The sequence below is a fragment of the Massilia hydrophila genome (assembly GCF_020208145.1).
Taxonomy (GTDB): Bacteria; Pseudomonadota; Gammaproteobacteria; order Burkholderiales; family Burkholderiaceae_D; genus Telluria; species Telluria hydrophila.
Map to the genome: position 1 here is coordinate 437,575 of NZ_JAHYBX010000003.1, position 17,123 is coordinate 454,697.

Here is a 17,123-nt window from a genome sequence, read left to right on the forward strand (position 1 = left end):
ACAATTTAACTTGTGGTCCATATGGAAAATCCAGCCTCATCCTCCAAGCTTGCCGTACCCGACGCTTCCCAGCCTTCGCCGGACAAGGACGCGCCGCTGAAAGAAGACATCCGCCTGCTCGGCCGCCTGCTCGGCGACGTGCTGCGCGAGCACGAAGGCGAAGCCGTGTTCGACGTGGTCGAGACGGTACGCCAGACCGCCGTGCGTTTCCGCCGCGACGCCGACCCGGTGGCCGGCGAAGAGCTCACCACCCTGCTGCACCGCCTGACGCGCGACCAGACCATCTCGGTGGTGCGCGCCTTTTCGTATTTCTCGCACCTGGCCAACATCGCCGAGGACCAGCACCACATCCGCCGCCGCCGCACCCACCTGATGCGCGGCGCGCCGCCGCGCCGCGGCAGCGTGGCCCACGCCCTGGGCCAGCTGCGCGCGGCCGGCGTGGAGCAGGACGAGGTCGAGGGATTCTTCCGCGAGGCCCTGATCTCGCCCGTGCTCACGGCCCACCCGACCGAAGTGCAGCGCAAGAGCATCCTCGACGCCGAGCACGACATCGCGCGCCTGCTGGCCGAGCGCGACCGTGGCCTGACGCCGAAGGAGTTGCAGCGCAACACCCAGCTGCTGCAGGCGCGCGTGGCCACGCTGTGGCAGACCCGCATGCTGCGCTACTCGAAGCTGACCGTGGCCGACGAGATCGACAACGCGCTGTCCTACTACCGCATCACCTTCCTGCGCGAGCTCCCCGGCCTGTACGACGACATCGAGGACGAGATCGCGGCCTGCTACGGCCGCCAGCCGCAGCTGGGCGAAGCGCGCTTCCTGCAGATGGGCAGCTGGATCGGCGGCGACCGCGACGGCAACCCGAACGTCAATGCCGACACCATGCGCCATGCGCTGGTACGGCAGTCCACCACCATCATCGACTTCTACCTGGAAGAAGTGCATGCGCTGGGCGCCGAGCTGTCCAGCTCGACCCTGATGGTGCCGGTGACGCCCGAGATGCAGGCCCTGGCCGACGCCTCGGTCGACCATTCCCCGCACCGCAGCGACGAACCGTACCGCCGCGCGCTGATCGGCATCTACGCGCGCCTGGCCGCCACCGCGCGCGTGCTGGGCGTGGACCACATCCTGCGCAAGGAAGTCGGCGAAGCGCCGCCCTACCACGAGGCGCGCGACTTCGCGGCCGACCTCGACGTACTGGTCGATTCGCTGCGCGCCAACCACGGCGCGGCGCTGATCGAACCGCGCCTGTCCGGCCTGACCCGCGCGGCGCGCATCTTCGGCTTCCACCTGGCCTCGCTCGACATGCGCCAGAGCTCGGACGTGCACGAGCGCGTGCTGGCCGAGCTGTTCGCGCGCGCCGGCACCGAGCGCGACTATGCAGGCCTGGACGAGGACGCCAAGCGCGCCCTGCTGCTGGCCGAACTGGCCCAGCCGCGGCCCCTGTACTCGCCGTTCGAACACTATTCCGACGAGACCAACTCGGAACTGGCGATCCTGCGCACCGCGCGCGAGATCCGCCAGCGCTACGGCAGCCGCGCGATCCGCAATTACATCATCTCGCACACCGAGACCGTGTCCGACCTGCTCGAAGTGCTGCTGCTGCAAAAGGAGACCGGCCTGCTGCAGGTGTCTTCCGGCAGCTGCGACGCGATGGTGATTCCGCTGTTCGAGACCATTCCCGACCTGCAGCGCGCCAGCGCCATCATGGACGAATGGATGGCGCTCCCGCTGGTGGCCGGCATCGTCGAGCGCCAGGGCCGGCTGCAGGAAGTCATGCTCGGCTACTCGGACTCGAACAAGGATGGCGGCTTCCTCACCTCGAACTGGGAGCTGTACCAGGCCGAGCTGAAGCTGGTGGACGTGTTCGCCGCGCGCGGCGTCAAGCTGCGCCTGTTCCACGGCCGCGGCGGCACCGTCGGCCGCGGCGGCGGCCCGAGCTACGACGCGATCCTGGCCCAGCCCCCGGGCACCGTCAACGGCCAGATCCGCCTGACCGAACAGGGCGAGATCATCGCCTCGAAGTTCTCCAATCCGGAGATCGGCCGGCGCAACCTGGAGCTGCTGGTGGCGGCGACGCTGGAAGCGAGCCTGGGACGGCGCCCGGCCAGCGCCGGCGCCGCGAACGCCGCAGGCGAAGCGGGCGGCCGCCTGGCCCGCTTCGAAGCCGTGATGGCCGAACTGTCGGCGCGCGCCTATCGCGCCTACCGCAAGCTGGTCTACGAGACCCCGGGCTTCACCGACTACTTCTTCAGCGCCACCCCGATCGCCGAGATCGCGGAACTGAACCTCGGCTCGCGCCCCGCCTCGCGCAAGTCGACCCGCCGCATCGAAGACCTGCGCGCGATTCCCTGGGGCTTCTCGTGGGGCCAGTGCCGCCTGCTGCTGCCGGGCTGGTACGGTTTCGGCAGCGCCGTCGGCGGCTGGCTGGACGAGGCCGGAGCGGACGGGCGCGAGGAGCGCCTGGCCCTGCTGCGCGAGATGCACCGCGACTGGCCCTTCTTCGCGGCCCTGCTGTCGAACATGGACATGGTGCTGGCCAAGACCGACCTGGCGATCGCCTCGCGCTATGCCGGCCTGGTGGCGGATGCGGCGCTGCGCGAACGGATCTTCAGCCGCATCACGGCCGAGCATGGCGAAACCCTGCGCTGCCTGGAAGCGGTGACCGGGGTGGGCGAGCGGCTGGCCGGCAACCCGCTGCTGGCGCGCTCGATCCAGAACCGTTTCGCCTACCTCGACCCGCTCAACCACCTGCAGGTGGAGCTGATCCACCGCCGCCGCAAGCTGGGCGAGAACGTGGATCCACGCGTGCACCGGGGGATCCACCTGTCGATCAACGGGGTCGCGGCGGGCCTGCGCAACACCGGCTGAGCGGCGCGGCGGACCTTGCCGGGTGAATGCCGCTTCCCTGACAGGCCCGCCCTACAACCTGCGGCGCCGGCCGGGATGCCTACTGCAGCGCAAGCGGGCGCGCCGCGCCCGCCTGGCCGGCGCGTCCGGCCTGGCCGCCCTCCGCCAGGCTGAATACCCCGACCAGGCTGGCCAGGCGCGCCGCCTGCTCCTCCAGCGCACTGGCGGCGGCCGAGGCTTGTTCCACCAGGGCCGCGTTCTGCTGGGTGGCGGCGTCGATCTCGACCACGGCCTGGTTGACCTGGCCGATACCCGCCTCCTGCTCGCGCGACGCGGCGCTGATCTCGGCCATGATCGCGCTGACGCGCTGCACGCTGGCCACCACTTCTTCCATCGTACCGCCGGCCTGGCCGACCAGGCGGTTGCCCTCCCCCACCGTGCCGGCGGTGCTGTCGACCAGCCCCTTGATCTCCTTGGCAGCCGCATTCGTACGCTGTGCCAGCGCGCGCACCTCGCTGGCTACGACCGCGAAGCCGCGTCCCTGCTCGCCGGCGCGCGCCGCTTCCACGGCCGCATTCAGGGCCAGGATATTAGTCTGGAAGGCGATGCCGTCGATCACCCCGATGATGTCGCCGATGCGGCGCGAGGCGGCGTCGATCGCGCCCATGGTCTGCACCACCTGGCTCACCACCGCGCCGCCGCGCAGCGCGACCTCGTTGGCGCTGGCGGCCAGCTGGCTGGCCTGGCGCGCATGCTCGGCATTCTGGCGCACGGTAGCGGTCAGCTCCTCCATCGAAGAAGCGGTCTCTTCCAGCGAGCCGGCCTGGTTCTCGGTGCGGCGCGACAGGTCGAGGTTGCCGGCCGCGATTTCCTGCGAGGCGGTGCCGATCGAATCGGTACCGTCGCGCACCGCGCTGACGATGCGGTGCAGGTTGGCGCGCATGGTCTCGAGCGCGCGGCCCAGGCGCGCCGTCTCGGTGCGGCCTTGCGTGGCGGCGGACGCCCCTTCCCCGGTGCCCAGGTCGCCGGCGGCGATGCGGTCGGCGAAGGCGATCGCCTGTTCCAGCGCACGCACGATGCCCGCTATCAGGACATTGCCCATCACGAAGGTCGCGAGCATCGCCACCAGCGCCACCAGCCCGATCTTCACGTGCGACGCGTCGACCACGGCATCGCCGGCGGCGCGGGTGGCTTCCGAATCCTTTTCGATCAATTCACTCACTTCGGCCATTCCCGCTTCCAGCTTGCGGAAATCGTCCATGAAGCCGCCGAAGGCCTGGCGCGCGGCGGCCTGGTCGCTGGCGGCCAGCGCCACCAGCCTGGCGGCGCTGGCCAGGTAGGCCTCGGCGCGCGGACGGACCCGTGCCGCCGCGTCCCTGAGCACGGCCCGAGTGAGGGCGCCGTCCAGTGCTGCCAGGGTGCGCCGGAAGCTGGCCACGTGCTCGGCGGTGTCGCGGCGCGCGGCCTCGTGCTCCTCGGGGCTGGCGGCCGCCAGCGCCGCCAGCACGTCGGCGCGCAGCGCGTCGTGCATCATGTCGGCCTGCATCTGGTGGCGCAGCGCGCTGCCGTTGACGCTGATCGCATCCATCGCGCGGTCGAGCGCGCCGATCGAGAACACGCCGATCAGGCCGACGGCGCCGCAGAACAGCAAGGTGACGAGGTAGGAAAGGCGCAGCTGGTGCTTGATGCTCAGTTTCATGGCATACCGGGTCAGCGTTTGAAGGAGAGGCCGATGGTCAGCGCCAGGTCGGGCGTACGGCTGTTCAGGCCGCGCGACAGCATCGCATCGAGCTGCACCGTGCTCGAGAGCAGGTAGGCGCCGCCGAGGTCGAAGCTGGCCTGGGTGCCGCCATGCGCGCTGCGCGCGATCTGCGGCAGCGCCACTTCGGCGAAGCCGCGCAGGCGCTCGCCGAAGGACTTGCCGAGCACGACGCCGAGGATGCCGTAGCGGTAGCGTCCGCCTTCGTCGCGTTCCACGCCGATGCCGGGCATCAGGCCGAGCGAATAGCCGTCATCGGGTTCCCACTCCCCTACCACGCGCAGCGAAGGACGCAGGCCCTGGCCGCGGAATGCGCGCGAGCCGCTGTCGAGGTCGGCATGCAGCAGCACCCCGACCGAGGGCATGGCACCGGCGGCATCGAGCGCATGCCACTTCAGCCCGAGCGCGGTATCGGCATAGCCGCGCTCGCGCTCGCGCAGGCCCGGGGCGGACAGGCGCGCATCGACGCGGCCGTCGGTTTCGAGACGCAGTTCGAGGCTGTCGCCGATGCCGTAGCGCAGCAGGGTCGGCGTGGCCAGGCTGCGTGCGCGGACCGGCCCCTGGCGGTCGCGTTCGAACAGCACGCTGGTCTCGACCTGCAGCCGGCCGTTGCCAACCACATTGCTCGACTCGACGAAGTCGGGGCGGTCGGTGGCGATCGTGTCCTGGGAATGGGCGGGGGAAGTGGCGCACAGGAGAAGCGCCGCGAGAAGGAGTGGCTGCATGGATAGGTAAAAAGATCGATGCGGCACGAGCTGCCGTGCTGCATATTCTTCTGTCTACGAATCCACAGTCAATACATTAGTTTTACATCAATGCAATTCTGCTAAGAAAGTGTTGTTGCTCTGCCGCATCGGGTAATAAAAATGCCGCCGGGCGCGGGCCGGGCGGCATTTTTTACCAACTGGTAAAAATTACTGGTTGTGCAGGAAGGTCTTGAGCTTGTCCGAACGCGAAGGCTGGCGCAACTTGCTCATGGCCTTGGCTTCGATCTGGCGGATGCGCTCGCGGGTCACGTCGAACTGCTTGCCGACTTCTTCCAGCGTGTGGTCGTTCGACATCTCGACGCCATAGCGCATGCGCAGCACCTTGGCTTCGCGCGGGGTCAGCGAATCCAGCACTTCCTTGATCACGTTGCGCATCGAGGCGTGCAGCGCCGCGTCCAGCGGGGCCAGGGTGGTGTTGTCCTCGATGAAGTCGCCCAGCTGCGAATCGCCGTCCTCGCCCATCGGGGTTTCCATCGAAATCGGTTCCTTCGCGATCTTCATGATCTCGCGAACCTTGTTCTCTGGCATTTCCATCTTGGCAGCCAGGGTCGGCAGGTCCGGCTCGGTGCCGGTTTCCTGCATGATCTGGCGCGAGATGCGGTTCATCTTGTTGATCGTTTCGATCATGTGCACCGGCACGCGGATGGTCCGGGCCATGTCCGCGATCGAGCGCGTGATGGCCTGGCGGATCCACCAGGTCGCGTAGGTCGAGAATTTATAACCGCGGCGGTACTCGAACTTGTCCACCGCCTTCAGCAGGCCGATATTGCCTTCCTGGATCAGGTCGAGGAACTGCAGCCCGCGGTTGATGTATTTCTTGGCGATCGAGATCACCAGGCGCAGGTTGGCCACCGTCATTTCACGCTTGGCCTGGCGCGCGCGCTTCTCGCCCGCCGCCATCTGCTTGTTGATGCGGCGCAGGTCGGCCAGCGGCAGCGCCACGCGCGCCTGCAGGTCGATCATGCGCTGTTGCAGTTCCTTGATCGCCGGGAGGTTACGGCTCAATACCGCACTGTACGGGTAGGCGCAGTCGACTTCGCGGTCGCCCCATTGCAGGTCGGTCTCGTTGCCCGGGAAGACCTTGATGAAGTGGGCGCGCGGCATGCCGCAGCGGTTCACGCAGATGTCCAGCACGGCGCGCTCGATCGAACGCACTTCGTCCATCTGGCCGCGCAGGGTGTCGCACAGCTTTTCCACGATCTTGGCGGTGAACCGGATGCCCAGCAGCTCGTTCGAGATGATGGCCTGGGCTTCCTCGTACTCGCTTGACCCGTAGCCGGCCGTCTTGAAGGCATGGCCCATGCGGTCGAACTGCTTCTCGATCAGGGCGAACTTCTCCAGCGCGCTCTTGCGCAGCTGGGCCAGCTGCTCGGTCGAGTAGCCGGCCGCGCCGCCGCCGACGGCGCCGTCTTCTTCCTCTTCCTCGACTTCCTCTTCCTCTTCCTCGTCGTCGCTGGCGCGTGCCGGCGCCGCGGCGGGCGCAGGGGCAGCATCGTTCAGGTCGACGAAGCCGTCCACCACGTCGTCGATCTTCATCTCGTCGGACGCGATCTTGTGCGACAGCGCGATGATTTCCGAGATCGTGGTCGGGCAGGCCGAGATCGCCTGCACCATGTCCTTCAGGCCGTCCTCGATGCGCTTGGCGATCTCGATCTCGCCTTCGCGGGTGAGAAGCGACACCGCGCCCATCTCGCGCATGTACATGCGCACCGGATCGGTGGTGCGGCCGAAATCGGAGTCGACGGTCGACAGCGCTGTGGCGGCGGCCGCTTCCACTTCGTCGTCGCTGGTCGCGGTCGGCACGTTATCCGACAACAGCATCATTTCCGCTTCCGGGGCGCGCTCGTAGATCGCGATGCCCATGTCGTTGAAGGTTGCGATGATGCCTTCGATCGCCTCCGGATCGACGATGTTTTCCGGCAGCTGGTCGTTGATCTGGGCATGGGTCAGGTAGCCGCGCTCCTTGCCCAGGTTGATCAGGTTCTTGATCTGCTGGCGGCGCTTTTCCAGTTCCGCTTCCGAGAAGCCGCTGTCGCCGCCCAGCATGCCGGCCAGGCCCTTGGCCTTGCGCTCGCGCAGCTTGGACGCCGCCTTCAGTTCGGCGCGCTCGATGGTGTTGAGCGCCGCGACTTCGTCGTTTTCCGGCACGAACTCGCTTGGCTTGCGGCCGCGGCGGCCCGGAACCTTCACTTGCGGCAGCAGGTAGCCCGAGGTATCGATCGCGGCCAGCGCGGCGGCGTCGGTGGTGGCGCTGACGGCGCCCACGGCGCTCGGCGCTGCGGGCGGGGCGGAGGCGGCGGCCGCATCGGTGCGGCGGGTGCGGGTGCGCACCACTTTCGGCGCCGACGCTTCCTCGGCGGCGGCAAGCGGCGCGACAGGAACGGCCGGGGCGGCGGCCACTTCGGCCTGCGGCGCGTCGGCGGCCACGGTGGCCTTCAGGGCGGCCAGCTTCGAGCCGCGCTTCTTGACCACCACGGTCGCGGCGGCGTTCGGCGCGGCGGCCGTGTAGTCCTCGAAGGGCGCCGGCTCGGCGGCGGGGGCCGCGGCCTTCGGCACCGGGGCAACGACAGGGGCCTCGGCGGCCGGCTCGGCCACTGCAGGCACTGCCTGCGCGACAGGTTCGGACACGGGCGCCGCCGCTTCCACCGCCTCGGCCGCCGGCGCTTCCGCCACGGTATCGTTCGCCGCATCCGCCAGCGAGGCGGCCTTGGCCGCGGCCAGGCGCGAGCGGGTCTTCACCACCGTCACCTTGGCGGCCGCTTCCGTCTCGAGGAAGTAGGACGTCGCGGTTTTCGGCACTGCCAGCTGTGCCGAAGCCTTGGCGGGCGTTTTCTTGGCGGTCAGTGTCAGTGTCTTGGCGGTGTTTTTCATAGTGAAGCTCTCTCCAGTCGAGGCGCGCGGCGCGTCTGAGAATCAATGTCGGCAGGATCCGCGTGCGGATCCGGGCGTGGGTTTCGGGAAGCGGAAGTGGCCCTACCTGAGGGCGGACACGCGGACTTCAAGCATCCATTGCACGGCGCCGCCCACGGTCTCGGGGAGGGAGCGGAAAGCTGGCGAAGAATGGACGATGGTCGAAATCACGGTGTACATGTCGGAACGAAAAAAAGCCCGTCGCGTGAAACGGGCTTGCATCTCATGTTCAGGGAACAGAAGGAAGGCGATATTATGCCGTATTGCAAGAATCGGTGATAATTGAAATATCCCATATGGGATATCACCATATCGAATATGAGCATTCCTCCCCTGGCCCGCGACGACTTCGCCGTGCGCAAGGCAAGAGGCGGATCATACACGATTTCAGGCAGGATTTCATGGCCGCGGCCATGACGTGCGCACGGTTTCCCTGCGGCTTGGTATCAAGATCAATGAAACAAGTACAATACGCCCCGCACTGGCGTCCGGGCGTCGTGCTATCCTTCGCTTTCCCGCTCTTACAATGAAGTCAATGAATACCACTACCGCTGCCGAGACCGCCGACCAATCCGCATCCAGCACTGCCACGACGCCGGAGGCGCCGCCCGCGGCTGCGCCAGCCCCGGTGGCCGCCGGCACGCCGGCACCGTCGGCGCGCGCCCTGCTCAAGCAGCTCCAGCAGGAATTCCCTGCCTTCCGCGACTGCCTGCCGCTGGCGATCGGCATCGACAAGCAGCTGCTGGCGCGCATGCCCGGCCTCGACCGCAAGACCATGCGCGCCGCGCTCGGCATCCACACCGGCTCGATGCGCTACCTGCGCGCGATGGAAAAGGCGAAGCAGCGCTTCGACCTCGACGGTACCCCGGGCGCCGAAGTGACCGACACCCATCGCCAGCACGCGAAAGAACAGCTGCAGCAGCGCTTCAAGAAGGAAGCCGAGCGCAAGAAGGCCGAGCGCGACGCCGCCGCTGCCGAAGAGGCCAGCCGCCAGCGCCAGGAAAAGCTGAACGCCCTCGCCGCCAAGTTCTCGCGCAGCTGATGGCAGAACCGAGCGCCGCCGACCCGGACGCGTCCCTGCCCCCTTACGACGGCATCCGCCTGGCCGACGTGCGCCTGGTGCGTACCCCGGCCGAGGCCGCCGCGGCGCTGGCGGCGCTGGCGCAGGCCGACGTGATCGGCTTCGACACCGAATCCAAGCCCACCTTCGCCAAGGGTGAAGTCTCGACCGGCCCGCACCTGGTGCAGCTTGCCACCGACGAACTGGCCTACCTGTTCCAGATCGGCAGCGCGGCCAGCGCCCAGACCGCGCTCGAGGTGCTCAAACCGGTGCTCGAATCGGAATCCATCCTGAAAGTGGGCTTCGGCCTGGTGGACGACCTGAAGCGCCTGCGCGCCAAGCTCGGGATCGAGGCCCGCAACGTGCTCGACCTGGCCACCGCGATGCGCCGCCGCGGCGAGCGCAACTCACTCGGCGCCAAGACGGCAGTCGCGCGCTTCTTCGGCCAGCAGCTGCAGAAGTCGCGCCGCATCACCACCACCAACTGGGCCCTGCCCCGGCTGAGCGACAAGCAGGTGCTGTATGCGGCCGACGACGCCCACGTGGCGCTGCGCCTGTACCGCTACTGGCGCGCCAATCCGCCGGCCGACGCCGCTAGCCGGCCGCGGCGCGCTTCCTGACCACGAAATAGGCTTCCGGGCACAGCGCCGTTCCCAGCAACGGGAACGGGCTGGCGCTGGCCTTTGCCAAGCTGAATTCCTGCGCCAGCGCGCGCCGGAAGGTCCGGTGGTCGAACCCCATGTGCTCGTTGTGCACCTCGACGTCGGGCGGCAGGCGGCCCACCGGCCGGTCCTGCGGCGGCATGCCGAGGGTCGCCATCAGCACGTGCTTCGGACGGGCGTCGTAGGCGCCGTAGCGCCGGCTCATGCGAAACAGGCCCTTGTACAGCGCCGGCAGTCCCACTTCGACCGGCACCCCGAACACGGCTTCGGCATCCTCCGCCAGGAGCGCGCCGACCTCGGCCAGCGAACGGGCGCGCATCGACAGCGGGATGTGCTCGAAGACTTCGAGGCAGAACAGCAGGTCGGCCTGTGCTGGCGCGATGCCGTCGAAGGACGCATGGAATTCGACCCGCGGCAGGCCGGCCAGCTCGATCCGGGCTTCTTCCAGCAGGTCCGAGCAGGGCTCGTAGCAGACGATGCTGGCGTTCGGGTAGGCCTGCACCAGGTACTTGCACAGTTCCCCGCTGCCGGCGCCGAAGTCGATCACGCGGCGCACCGCTTCCCGGTCCTGGCGCGCGAAGCCGAGCGCGCTGTGCAGGCGCTGCTGCTGGAGCCAGCGCTTGACCGGATTGCGGTCCCTGAATACCCCTTCCGTGTAACTGACACCCATCCTGCTTCCCGCCGGTTTAAAGAATGGGGATTATAGCAAGGCACTGCCACCGGACACCGCTTCCGCGTTATCATTCCGGCATTGCCACTGCCGGGTTCGTCCATGCATCTTCGCTCCGTGCTGTCCGCCGTCCTGCTGCTCTGCGCCGCTGCCAGCCATGCCGCGCCCCAGGCCGTTCCGGACACGCTGGCCCAGCGCCTGCTGGCCTGCACTTCCTGCCATGCGCGCGTGGACGCGCGCGGCAATCCGGTCAACGACGCCTACTTCCCGCGCCTGCAGGGCAAGCCGGCCGGCTACCTTTACAACCAGCTGCAGAACTTCCGCGCCGGACGGCGCCAGTATCCGCTCATGACCTACCTGGTCGAACACCTGCCCGACGCCTACCTGCGCGAGATCGCCGGCCACTTCGCCAGCCAGGCGCCGGCGCCGCATGCCGCCGAAGCGACCGGCATGGCTGTCTCGCAGCTGGAGCGCGGCCGCCAGCTCGTGCTGCAGGGCGACCGCGCGCGCGGCATCCCGGCCTGCGTGGCCTGCCACGGCCAGCGCCTGACCGGGGTCGAGCCGGCCATCCCTGGCCTGCTCGGCCTGCCGCGCGACTACGTCAACGCCCAGTTCGGGGCCTGGCGCAACGGTACCCGCCGTGCCCATGCGCCCGACTGCATGGCCGCGATCACGGCGCGCCTCGGCCTGGACGAAGTGAACGCCGTCTCGGGCTGGCTCGCGGCGCAGCCGCTGCCGGCCGACCCGCGTCCCGCCGCCGGCATCGCGCGGCCCCTGCCCCTGGCCTGCGGCAGCGCCCCGGAACAGCCATGAAGCGCCTCGCCCTGCTCGCATCCCTTGCCGCGGCGGCGGCCGTCGCCGCCGTCGCCGTCGCCGCGGTCTCCATCGCTTGGCCGCGCGAGGAATTCATCCCGGCGGGTTCGCCCGCCGCCTGGGCCGCCACGCCCGACAACATCGCGCGCGGCGCCTACCTCGCCCGGGCCGGCGACTGCGTGGCCTGCCACACGGCGCGCGGCGGCGCCGAGTATGCCGGCGGGCGCGCGCTCGACACGCCCTTCGGTCGCCTGTACGGCCCGAACCTGACGCCGGACCCGGAGACCGGCATCGGCCGCTGGTCGGCCGACGACTTCTGGAACGCCCTGCACAACGGCAAGTCGCGCGACGGCCGCCTGCTCTACCCGGCCTTCCCCTACACAAACTACACCAGGGTCACGCGCCCGGATTCGGACGCGCTCTACGCCTACTTCCGCAGCCTGGCGCCGCAGCGCCAGGCGAACAAGCCGCACGAACTCGACTTCCCCTACGACCAGCAAGCGATGCTGGCCGGCTGGCGCCTGCTCTACTTCAAGCCGGCCACCTTCAAGCCGCAAGCGGCGCGCGGGCAGGAGTGGAACCGCGGCGCCTACCTGGTCGAGGGGCTGGGCCACTGCAGCGCATGCCACAGCACGCGCAACCGTCTCGGCGCGACTGGCGACACCCTGTCGGGCGGCCTGATGCCGACCATCGGCTGGTACGCGCCTTCGCTCACCGCGAGCGGCGAAGCGGGACTGGGCGATTGGAACAAGGAGCACATCGTGGCACTGCTCCAGACCGGCGTGTCGCCGCGCGGCTCGGCGACCGGGCCGATGGCCGAAGTGGTGGCGCGCAGCCTGCAGCACCTGGCGCGCGCCGACCTGGAGGCAATGGCCACCTACCTGCAGGCGCTGCCGTCCACCGGTGCCACGCCGCCGGACAGCGGCGCGCACGCCCCCGAACCGCTGCTGGCGGAGGGACGCCGCCTGTACGCGGCCCACTGCGCGGCTTGCCACGGCGAGGACGGCAAGGGCAAGGCGCCCGCCTATCCGCCGCTGGCCGGCAACCGCGCGGTGACGCTGACCCCGGCCGTGAACGCGATCCGCACCGTGCTCCACGGCGGCTTCCCGCCCGGCACCGCGGGCAACCCGCGTCCCTACGGCATGCCGCCCTTCGGCCACGAGCTGGACGACACCCAGGTCGCGGCACTGCTGACCTATGTGCGCGCCAGCTGGGGCAACGCGGCGGCGCCGGTGGCGGCGCCGGAAGTGAACCGCTACCGCAGCGTGCCGCTCGACTGAAGTAGCACGGCTGCGGGACGCGCCTAGTCGATCAGGGTCTTGACCATCACCCGCCCGTCCGGCATCGAGCTTTCCTGACGCAGCATCAGCTGGCTGCCCTTGGCGAACCAGAAGGTCGATTCGCTGCCAGGACGGTTGTAGTCGGTCTTCACCACCCAGCACTCGACCGGTCCGGCAGGACCGGCGATGGTGGCCGAGCCGGTCACGCGGAAGCGGTAGCGCTGCGGCGCCGACGGGCCGCCCGGATGGTAGAAGTTGATGCGCGCATCGTAGTCCTCCGCCAGCGGCAGCGCCTGCAGGAATTCGATGTCGGTCTCGAAGTTGTAGGTGGGCTCGTTCGAGGCCACGACCAGGTCCTTGTGCGCATTGTCGGCCAGCTCGCGCATGCCGGTAATGCGCTCGGGCGCGAACACGAAGCCTTCGACCAGGCGCTTGCCATCGCGCTCGCTGATGCGCTCGTGGGTCAGCGGCCGGAAGCTTTCCGGCTCGAACCAGGAGTCGAGCGTGCGCGTGGACAGTGCCGGCCACACGCCGTCCCAGCGCTGCACCACGCGCATCAGGCGCTTGCCGCCACGTTCCTCGAAGCGGATCTCGCGGGTCCAGATGTCGATCGGCTGGTTCTTCGTCCCTTCCGACCCGGCGGCCGGAGTACGCATGAAGCGCAGGTAATGGTGGGTGCCCGGCTTGAGCAGGCCGAAGCGCGGCAAGGGCTTGCCGACCTCGAGCTGCTCGACGGCGGCCCGGGACGACAGGGACAGGCTGGCAAGGAAGATGGCCACGAGGGCCAGGGCAGGACGACGCATGAAGACTCCACTTCGGACAGGAGCGCAGAGTATCGGCCAGCGCCGCTTGGCATGGCAACAAGAAATGGATATGCATGCCAGCACAGCTCAGCCGCCGTGGCTCCTGCCCTGCGCCGGCGCCGGCGCCGTCACGATCCAGCCATCGAGCGTGGCGCGCGCGGCGCGCATCACGCTGGCCGACTTGCGCAGCACCTTGCCCGGTCCGAAGTCGAACATCGCATGCGCGCCCGGCCGCCAGCGCCAGTAGCCGCGGCAGGAATACGCGACCTCGACGTCGGGCAGCTGCGCCACCGGATGGCCGACGAAATCACGGTCCCCGCAGCTGAACGAGGTGACGTATTCGCTGTCGTCCACGATCTCGAAGCGCGGCCAGAAAGCCAGCACCGGCGCCTCCGGCTTGGCCTGCGCCCACTGCGGGCACATTCGCAAGCCCAGTTCCGGGTAATGATGGACCGGCGTCTTCGCCGCGCAGGTATAAGGCCGGTAGGGCGCGGCGTCCATCGCGGGCGGCCTGAAGCTCAGGGCGAGCCTGAGCGTATCGTAGCGCTCTGGCCAGGCGATGCCGGCCCGGCTCCGGTCCTTCGGCTCGTGCGGAATGGGCAGCAGGCGCCCATCGATCCAGGCGAAGTCCAGGATCATCGATTCCACCTCGCAGCGCGCGTTATAGGTGGTTTCGAAAGCCGACACGTCGGTCCACGCCGGCACCGCGAACCGGAAGCCGGCCGCCGTGGTGTAAATAACATCCTCGCCGGCCGGCTGGCGGCACGCCGCATGGGTGCGCAGCTTGCGCTCCATCGACTGCGTGGGCGATTCGCGCTCCTTGCAGGCGGCCAGCAGGCAGGCTGCCAGCAGGAGCGCGGCGCTACACCATGTCGGCAAAGCCGATCCGGTCGGTCGTCGCGTTGCGCGCATCCTCGACCCGCACTTTATGCGCGGCCAGCAGGCGCTCGAGCGCCGCGTTCATGGTGTGGCAACCCGGATCGCGCCCCAGGTTCATGTGGGCGCGGATGGCGCCCACGTCGCCCGCCTCCAGCATGCGCATCACGGCCGGGCTGGGGGTCAGGCATTCGGTGGCGAGGTAGTAGCGGTTGTCCTCGCGCGACGGCAGCAAGGCCTGGCACAGCACCCCGCGCAGCGCGTGCGCCAGCGCTTGGGCCTGGGCTTCCGAATTGCCCAGCAGGCGCAGCATCTTCTGCAGCCCAAGTTCGGTGGAGCGCGCATGCAGCGTGGCCAGCACCAGCGGGCCGGATTCGGCCAGGGCCAGGGCTTCCTGCGCCGTCTCGGCGTCGCGGATCTCGCCGATCACGATCACGTCCGGGCGCTCGCGCAGCGCGTCCAGCGCGCCCAGGTAATAGCTGGCCACGTCCGCGTCCTCGCCCACTTCGCGCTGGGTGACGATGCACTTGCGCTGCGGGATCAAGGTCTCGACCGGGTCCTCAATGGTGATGATGTGGCCCGAACGCTGCCTGTTGATCTCATCGATGATCGAGGCGATGGTGGTCGACTTGCCCTGGCAGGTGTCGCCGATCACCAGCACCAGCCCGCTCGTCAGGCGCGCGAACTCCTGCTCGTCCGGCCACAGGCCCAGTTCCGCCAGCGCCAGTGGCTCCTTCGGGAAGCGCCGGATCACGCAGCCCAGGCGCTTCCTGCCCTGGAAGCTGAAGCAGTTGGCGCGGATGCGCGCGGTGTGCAGGTCGATCGAGCGGTCGAAAGCGCGCAGCGCGATGCGCTCGGACCAGTTGGGCTCGATGACGTCGAAGAACTCTTCCAGCTCTTCGCGGGTGATCGGCGAATCGGTCACCGCCACCAGGCCCTTCGGCTGGCGCAGCATCAGCGGGCTGTTCTGGTGGATGATGATGTCCGAGAACACCAGGCGCGAATTCAGCAGGTGCAGGATCTGCTCGACCAGGGTCCCGAATACCGGGTGGTCTTCGTTCTCGATGTAGGACAGGGTGGGAATCTGCGAGGACTGGTGGTATTCCATCTGGCCGGCACGTAAAAAATGGTTAAACGGTGCCGGCCATTATAGAACCATGCCTTTCCCAAAAATTGCAAAACTGAAATAAAAATGTTCAGTTTGCCATTCAGCGTCCGAAACCCGCAACGATGCGGTCGCCGAACAGGGTGATGGCCACGCCCAGCGCCACCACGGCCGCGCCCAGCATCCGCACGTTCGACACCTTGCGTACCGCCATGTTGATCAGGCCGAAGTGGTCGATCGCCATCGAGGTGAGCAGCTGGCCGGCGATCACCAGCACGATCAGGCTCAGCAGTCCGATGCGGGGTGCCAGGAACACGGTGCCGAATACGAAGGCCGCTCCCAGGAAGCCGCCGGCGAACTTCCAGGCCGGCTGGGTGGCCAGGGCCGCGAAGGTGGGGCCGAGGCCGCCGCGCGAGAGGGCGACGCCGGCCAGCACGATGGTGCCGCAGGCAAAGGACACCAGGGCGGCGACCACGGAATTGGCGCCGATCGAGGCGGCCAGCTGGGTGTTCACGGCGGCCTGGATCGACATGGCCATGCCGACACAGAAGGCCATCATCAGGAAAATCAGGTTCATTGCGCTCTCCACCGGCAGGAACCGGGCAAAAAGCGCACGATTCTAGTGCAATCCGGGCGTTCCGGATAGCCATGTGCCGCCCATCCCGGGCCGGCAGCCTGTCCCGCCAGCCTGCATTCTGGTGCGGCGACCCGGCAGTCCGTCGCATCCGGCGTGCGCCGGACGCCGTCTGGGCCTAGGATGCGGCCATCGACAACACCACGAGGAGACCACCATGAGCACCCCTTCCTTCCTGCGCACCCTGGCCCTGCCGGCCGCCCTGGCCGCCGCCCTCGCCTGCGCCATGGTGCCGGCCGCGGCCGGCGGCTGGCCTTTCGGCGGCGAACAGGTGCAGGGTAGCGGGACCGTCAAGCGCCAGGCACGCCAGGTCGCGCACTTCAACGGCCTCGCCTTCGAGATGCCGGGCAAGCTGGAACTGCGCCTGGGCGACAGCGAAGGCGTAACCATCGAGGCCGATGACAACCTGCTGCCGCTGGTCGAGACCGTCGTCGAGAACGGTACGCTGAAGATCCGCCCCACGAAGCGCAACATGAACCTGCGCACCAGGAACCTGAAGGTAGTGGTGCAGGCGCGCCAGATCGAGCGCCTGGCGCTGGGCGGGTCCGGTTCGATCGACGCCGACAGCCTGCGCGCGCCGCGCCTGAACATCGACCTGGGCGGCTCGGGCGAGATCCATGTGCACAAGCTCGACAGCGACGCGGTGGCCGTGACCCTGGGCGGCAGCGGCGACTTCAAGGCCGGCGGCGGCAGCGCGCGCAAGCTGTCGGTGTCGATCGGCGGTTCCGGCACGGTCGACATGGGCCGGGTGCAGTCGGATAGCGCGAGCATCAGCGTGGCCGGTTCGGGCGAGGCGACCGTGTGGGCGCGCAACGAGCTGAACATGACCATCGCCGGATCGGGCGACGTCAATTACTACGGCGACCCGCGCGTCAGCAAGTCGGTGGTCGGATCGGGGGATGCGCGCCGGATCGCCGCGGCGCCGCAGTAAGCCGGG

The 17,123-nt window shown here is 68.7% G+C and carries 14 protein-coding genes; 6 read left to right on the forward strand and 8 right to left on the reverse strand.

The window, feature by feature from the left end; translation table 11 throughout:
• Nucleotides 1–21 precede the first annotated feature (21 nt).
• Complete coding sequence (ppc, locus tag LE190_RS11515) at nucleotides 22–2,868, forward strand: phosphoenolpyruvate carboxylase (RefSeq protein WP_225238814.1); 2,847 nt, start codon at nucleotides 22–24, stop codon at nucleotides 2,866–2,868.
• 79 nt (nucleotides 2,869–2,947) lie between these two features.
• Here ppc and LE190_RS11520 read toward each other — a convergent pair whose 3' ends face one another.
• The 3 genes from LE190_RS11520 to rpoD all read right to left on the reverse strand — a co-directional run bounded on the left by LE190_RS11520 (nucleotide 2,948) and on the right by rpoD (nucleotide 8,244).
• Complete coding sequence (locus tag LE190_RS11520; protein ID WP_225238815.1) at nucleotides 2,948–4,546, reverse strand: methyl-accepting chemotaxis protein; 1,599 nt, start codon at nucleotides 4,544–4,546, stop codon at nucleotides 2,948–2,950.
• A gap of 11 nt (nucleotides 4,547–4,557) precedes the next feature.
• Complete coding sequence (locus tag LE190_RS11525; RefSeq protein ID WP_225238816.1) at nucleotides 4,558–5,331, reverse strand: transporter; 774 nt, start codon at nucleotides 5,329–5,331, stop codon at nucleotides 4,558–4,560.
• A gap of 189 nt (nucleotides 5,332–5,520) precedes the next feature.
• A complete protein-coding gene (gene rpoD, locus LE190_RS11530) occupies nucleotides 5,521–8,244 on the reverse strand; it encodes an RNA polymerase sigma factor RpoD (RefSeq protein WP_225238817.1) in 2,724 nt (907 codons plus the stop codon).
• Nucleotides 8,245–8,818: 574 nt separating this feature from the next.
• Here rpoD and LE190_RS11535 point away from each other — a divergent pair.
• Together LE190_RS11535 and LE190_RS11540 are read left to right on the forward strand one after the other, a co-directional pair.
• The gene (locus LE190_RS11535; RefSeq protein ID WP_225238818.1) at nucleotides 8,819–9,325 is read left to right on the forward strand and encodes a ProQ/FINO family protein; all 507 of its coding nucleotides are present in this window, start codon (nucleotides 8,819–8,821) and stop codon (nucleotides 9,323–9,325) included.
• A complete protein-coding gene (locus LE190_RS11540; RefSeq protein WP_225238819.1) occupies nucleotides 9,325–9,963 on the forward strand; it encodes a 3'-5' exonuclease in 639 nt (212 codons plus the stop codon). The genes LE190_RS11535 and LE190_RS11540 overlap by 1 nt, the downstream gene beginning before the upstream one ends.
• On the opposite strand, the gene LE190_RS11545 is transcribed toward LE190_RS11540, so the two are convergent.
• Nucleotides 9,938–10,675, reverse strand: coding sequence for a class I SAM-dependent methyltransferase (locus LE190_RS11545; RefSeq protein ID WP_225238820.1), 738 nt, complete (start codon nucleotides 10,673–10,675; stop codon nucleotides 9,938–9,940). The genes LE190_RS11540 and LE190_RS11545 overlap by 26 nt on opposite strands.
• Before the next feature lie 102 nt (nucleotides 10,676–10,777).
• Here LE190_RS11545 and LE190_RS11550 point away from each other — a divergent pair, with 102 nt between their 5' ends.
• Nucleotides 10,778–11,488, forward strand: a complete 711-nt coding sequence (locus tag LE190_RS11550; RefSeq protein ID WP_225238821.1) for a c-type cytochrome — start codon at nucleotides 10,778–10,780, stop codon at nucleotides 11,486–11,488.
• Entirely contained in the window at nucleotides 11,485–12,768 is a 1,284-nt protein-coding gene (locus tag LE190_RS11555) for a c-type cytochrome (RefSeq protein ID WP_225238822.1), read from the forward strand. The genes LE190_RS11550 and LE190_RS11555 overlap by 4 nt, the downstream gene beginning before the upstream one ends.
• A gap of 23 nt (nucleotides 12,769–12,791) precedes the next feature.
• On the opposite strand, the gene LE190_RS11560 is transcribed toward LE190_RS11555, so the two are convergent.
• The 4 genes from LE190_RS11560 to LE190_RS11575 all read right to left on the reverse strand — a co-directional run bounded on the left by LE190_RS11560 (nucleotide 12,792) and on the right by LE190_RS11575 (nucleotide 16,129).
• The gene (locus tag LE190_RS11560) at nucleotides 12,792–13,571 is read right to left on the reverse strand and encodes a DUF3108 domain-containing protein (RefSeq protein ID WP_225238823.1); all 780 of its coding nucleotides are present in this window, start codon (nucleotides 13,569–13,571) and stop codon (nucleotides 12,792–12,794) included.
• Between the two features lie 87 nt (nucleotides 13,572–13,658).
• Nucleotides 13,659–14,450, reverse strand: a complete 792-nt coding sequence (locus LE190_RS11565; protein WP_225238824.1) for a hypothetical protein — start codon at nucleotides 14,448–14,450, stop codon at nucleotides 13,659–13,661.
• Nucleotides 14,434–15,555 carry a type IV pilus twitching motility protein PilT gene (locus LE190_RS11570; protein WP_225238825.1) on the reverse strand — a complete coding sequence of 374 codons (1,122 nt, stop codon included), beginning with the start codon at nucleotides 15,553–15,555 and terminating at the stop codon, nucleotides 14,434–14,436. The genes LE190_RS11565 and LE190_RS11570 overlap by 17 nt, the downstream gene beginning before the upstream one ends.
• A gap of 100 nt (nucleotides 15,556–15,655) precedes the next feature.
• Complete coding sequence (locus LE190_RS11575; RefSeq protein ID WP_224945762.1) at nucleotides 15,656–16,129, reverse strand: DMT family transporter; 474 nt, start codon at nucleotides 16,127–16,129, stop codon at nucleotides 15,656–15,658.
• 214 nt (nucleotides 16,130–16,343) lie between these two features.
• Between LE190_RS11575 and LE190_RS11580 the strand changes: the two genes are divergently transcribed.
• Nucleotides 16,344–17,117, forward strand: a complete 774-nt coding sequence (locus LE190_RS11580) for a head GIN domain-containing protein (RefSeq protein ID WP_225238826.1) — start codon at nucleotides 16,344–16,346, stop codon at nucleotides 17,115–17,117.
• The last annotated feature ends 6 nt before the right edge of the window (nucleotides 17,118–17,123 follow it).